The 4,237-nt window shown below is 64.3% G+C and carries 5 protein-coding genes and 1 pseudogene; all 6 read left to right on the top strand.

What is annotated here, in order from left to right; genetic code table 11:
* Positions 1-376 (top strand): DUF1513 domain-containing protein (locus EN893_RS21100; protein WP_128361751.1); only part of this gene is annotated, 376 nt, incomplete at its 5' end.
* Between the two features lie 95 nt (positions 377-471).
* Positions 472-1,149 carry a tRNA (adenosine(37)-N6)-threonylcarbamoyltransferase complex dimerization subunit type 1 TsaB gene (gene tsaB, locus EN893_RS21095; protein ID WP_127266951.1) on the top strand — a complete coding sequence of 226 codons (678 nt, stop codon included), beginning with the start codon at positions 472-474 and terminating at the stop codon, positions 1,147-1,149.
* Positions 1,150-1,644: a ribosomal protein S18-alanine N-acetyltransferase gene (gene rimI, locus EN893_RS21090; RefSeq protein ID WP_127266950.1), complete on the top strand. Its 495-nt coding sequence runs from the start codon at positions 1,150-1,152 to the stop codon at positions 1,642-1,644.
* 21 nt (positions 1,645-1,665) lie between these two features.
* Complete coding sequence (locus EN893_RS21085) at positions 1,666-2,466, top strand: 1-acyl-sn-glycerol-3-phosphate acyltransferase (protein WP_127266949.1); 801 nt, start codon at positions 1,666-1,668, stop codon at positions 2,464-2,466.
* A 74-nt stretch (positions 2,467-2,540) separates the two neighbouring features.
* The gene (gene miaB / locus EN893_RS21080; RefSeq protein WP_127266948.1) at positions 2,541-3,950 is read left to right on the top strand and encodes a tRNA (N6-isopentenyl adenosine(37)-C2)-methylthiotransferase MiaB; all 1,410 of its coding nucleotides are present in this window, start codon (positions 2,541-2,543) and stop codon (positions 3,948-3,950) included.
* 83 nt (positions 3,951-4,033) lie between these two features.
* Positions 4,034-4,237, top strand: a pseudogene (locus EN893_RS21075) (phosphate starvation-inducible protein PhoH); the annotation flags it as partial.

Genomic DNA, 4,237 nt, shown 5'->3' with positions numbered 1-4,237 from the left:
GTACAGGGGGCCGGGCACCGATCGACCGTTGCTGGTCGGTCGCGCCGCGCGCGGCAAGGAGCTGCAGTTGCTGGACATGCCGCAGGACGTTTTGTCCGGCTTCCGCAACTACATAGGCTCGGTAGCCGCCAATTGGGCTGCCGGAACCGTCGCCGTTTCCTCGCCGGAAGGCAACTCGCTCGTCGTGATCGATGCGGCCAGCGGCCGGGTCGTTGCGAACAGCGCATTGGTCGAGGTCTGCGGCGTGGCGCCCGATGGAACCGGCTTCATGGCCACCACCGGCGCCGGCGAGATCGTCGAGGGCAGCGGTGCGACACGCTCCGAACCGGACTATGTCTGGGACAACCACATGCTGCGTATCGAACAGGCCGCATAGGCTACAAGCGAAGCCGCTTAACGAATTATGCACTATCCCCTTGCGGTGGCGGGCCGTGGCGGGCACAGGGAATTGTTTTTCGAACCGGTTGCCTCATGAAATTGCTTGCCATCGACTGTGCCGCCAATCTCTGCGCCGCTTGCGTCTATGACGCGACGGCGAAGCAGGAGCTTGGCCGTCAGGTGCTCGATCTCGGCAAGGGCCATGCCGAGCAACTGATGGCGGTCATCGCCGAAGCGCTGGAGGCAAGCGCAACCGACTATGCAGGTCTTGGCGCCATCGCCGTCTCTGTCGGCCCCGGTTCTTTCACCGGTCTGCGCGTCGGCGTCTCGACCGCGCGTGGCCTGGCGCTGGCGCTGAAGATACCGGCAATAGGGGTGACGACACTGGAGGCGCTGGCCGTCGAAGCAGCAGCGGCATTTCCCGGTCGCGCCGTGCTGGCGGCGCTCGATGCCGGCCGTGAAGAGATCCACGCGGCCTTTTACGACGAAAGGTTAGTCTTGACTTACGGTCCGGCCGCGGCCACGCTGGCTGACGTGGTGGCTATGGCGAAGGAAACGTCTCCGGTGCTTGCCGGCACCGCGGCAGCGCTCATCAGCGCATCGGCCGGGCGCGAATTTGATGTCGGCCCTCGGACAGCCACCGCCGACATTGTCACCTACGCCCGCCTGGCTGCCGCCAAGGGCGCGGGCGAACGGCCGAAACCACTCTATATACGCGGCGCCGACGCCAAGCCGCAGGCTGGCTTTATTCTATCAAGGCAAGAAAGATAAATGCGCATACCTTTTCTCCAACCACGCCGCCGGGACTACGCGCTCGAGCCGCTGAGGATCGCCGACAGTCCGGCGGTCTCGCTGCTGCATCGCGAGGACTTTGTCCGCCCCTGGACCGATGGCGAATTCGCCGCCCTGCTCGAACAGGACACCGTGTTCGGCTATGCCGCGCGCGAAACCGGACAGGGCTCCAAGCCGCCCGCCGGCTTCGTGCTGGCGAGGCTTGCGGCAGGCGAGGGCGAGATCCTGACCGTCGCGGTGGCGCGATCGCATCGTCGCCAGGGGCTGGGCTGGCAATTGATGGACGCGGTGTTGCGCGAACTGCACGCGCAGCGCGCCGAAGCGCTGTTCCTCGAGGTCGACGAGACCAATGTCGCGGCGATCGCGCTTTATCGTCGGCTGGGCTTCCGCGAGGTCGGCAAGCGGCCGAATTACTACAGATCGGCCGAACACGGACCGACCGGCGCGCTTGTCATGCGCCGCGATCTTCGCTAGCGAGACGGCCGGGATGGGGCGATGATCAAGAAAATCAGGATTTTCCTGGCGCTGGGCCTCGTTGTCGCCGGTTCGCTGGTCCTCGTGCCGCTACAGATACTGTCGATGAAGACCGGCTGGTGGCCGGAAACCTTCATCCTCAAGGTCTGGCACAGGCTGATCGTCAGGGCGCTCGGCATGCGCATCCATGTCAAGGGAGCGCTGTCCGACAAGCGCCCGCTGCTGGTGGCGTCCAATCACATCTCCTGGACCGACATCATGGTGCTCGGCTCTTTTGCCGACGTAAAGTTCATCGCCAGGGCGGATATGGAAGGCTGGCCGCTGATCGGCATGCTGTCGAAGCTGCAGCGCACCGTGTTCATCGAGCGCGAGCGCAAGCGTTCGTCGGGCGACCAGGCAAGCGAGATTGCCAGCCGCATGGCCAAGGGCGATGCGATGGTGCTGTTTGCCGAGGGCTCGACCGGCGACGGCAATATGGTCCTGCCGTTCAAGAGCACGCTGTTCGGCGCCGCCTCGATGGCGATTTCCGAAGGCGCGGCGGAACAGGTGTTCATCCAGCCGGTGGCGATCGCCTATACGCGTCTGCACGGCGTGCCGCTCGGCCGCCGGCATCGCCCGCTTGCCGCCTGGATCGGCGATGAGGATTTGATGCCGCATCTCAAGGTTCTGCTCGCTGAGGGCGCGCTCGACGTCGAGGTGCATTTCGGCGAGGCAATCGCCTTCTCCAAGGGTTCGAACCGCAAGGAGACGTCGAAACTGATGGAAAGCCAGGTGCGTGAGATGATGCAGGCGGCGCTTGCCGACCCGCGGCCGAGCCGGTAGCTCCGGCACGCTCTTGCTGGCGCGGGCCGAGAATCGTCTGTTTTTTGTCACGGAAAGGCGTTAGAAGCCGCCTTATGGACTTGAACACGATAGAAAGCGACGACATCGGCACTACGGCTGGACAGCCGGCGGTGCTTCCCGCGGCAGCGAGAAAAGTCTTCATCAAGACCTATGGCTGCCAGATGAATGTCTATGATTCACAGCGTATGGCCGATGCGCTGGCTGCCGACGGCTATTCCGCGACCGATGCCATTGGCGAGGCCGACCTGGTGCTGCTGAACACCTGTCATATCAGGGAGAAGGCGGCCGAAAAGGTCTATTCCGAGCTCGGCCGTATCCGCGCCATGAAAGCCGAGCGTGCCCTGGCCGGCCGTGAGATGCTGGTCGGCGTCGCCGGCTGCGTGGCGCAGGCTGAAGGCGCCGAGATCATCCGCCGTTCGTCGGCCGTCGACCTGGTCATCGGTCCGCAGACCTATCACCGGCTCCCGGACGTGCTGGCGCGGGTGCGCGGCGGCGAAAAGATCGTCGAGACCGACTACGCCATCGAAGACAAGTTCGAGCACCTGCCGCAGCCCAGGCGCGCCGAGGTCATCAAGCGCGGCGTCACCGCCTTCCTCACCGTGCAGGAAGGCTGCGACAAGTTCTGCACCTTCTGCGTTGTGCCCTACACAAGGGGCTCCGAAGTCTCCCGGCCGGTGGCGCAGATTGTCGCGGAGGCTGAGCGCCTGGCCGAAGCCGGCGTGCGCGAAGTGACGCTGCTCGGCCAGAACGTCAATGCCTGGCATGGCCAGGGCGGGAGCGGTCAGGAGTGGGGCCTTGGCCGCCTGCTGTTCAGGCTGGCCGAAATCCCCGGGCTGGCGCGGTTGCGCTACACCACCAGCCACCCGCGCGACATGGATGACGAACTGATAGCGGCCCATCGCGATCTGCCGGCGTTGATGCCCTATCTGCATCTGCCGGTGCAATCCGGCTCCGACCGCATCCTCAAGGCGATGAATCGCCGGCACACGGCCAGGGATTATCTGGCGCTGCTCGACCGCATCCGTACCGCGCGGCCTGACATCGCGCTCTCCGGCGACTTCATCGTCGGCTTTCCCGGCGAGACCGAGGCGGATTTCGAGGCGACCATGGAGCTGGTGCGCCAGGTCAATTACGCCTCGGCCTTTTCGTTCAAATATTCGCCGCGTCCGGGCACGCCGGGCGCCGAAATGGCCGACCATGTGCCGGAAATGGTCAAGGACGAGCGCTTGCAGAGACTACAGGCTCTGCTTGTGAAGCAGCAGCAGGATTTTGGTTTGAGCCTCGTCGGAACCACCATCGACACGCTGATCGAGAAGCCCGGCCGTCAGGCCGGCCAGAAGGTTGGCCGCTCGCCTTGGCTGCAGCCGGTTATTGTTGATGAAAAGGCCGGCGAAATCGGTGACATTATCCAGGTGCGAATCACGAAGACGGGCTACAACAGCCTGTTCGCCGAATTGGCCTGAGGGTCTCGGCAGATGAGGAGAGACGGTTGAGCGCAGCAGAGCTGAAGAACCTGCCCCCGGTACCGGCATCTGGGGCTTCTGACATGGCGCACATCGTTCTGACTTTCGACAACAACAAGCTTGCCAGCGCCCTTTATGGTCAGTTCGACGAAAACCTCGCCAGGCTGGAGCAGAAGCTTGGCGTCGACATCCGCTCACGCGGCAACCAGCTGACCATCAAGGGTTCGGCGTCGGCCGCCGAGCAGGCGCGCCGCGCCCTGGACAACCTCTACGGCATTCTCCAGAAA

It is taken from the genome of Mesorhizobium sp. M7A.F.Ca.CA.004.04.2.1 (genome assembly GCF_004022825.1).
Taxonomy (GTDB): Bacteria; Pseudomonadota; Alphaproteobacteria; order Rhizobiales; family Rhizobiaceae; genus Mesorhizobium.
Note: the sequence above shows the minus strand (reverse complement) of the source record. Positions and strands in the feature narration are given on the sequence as shown.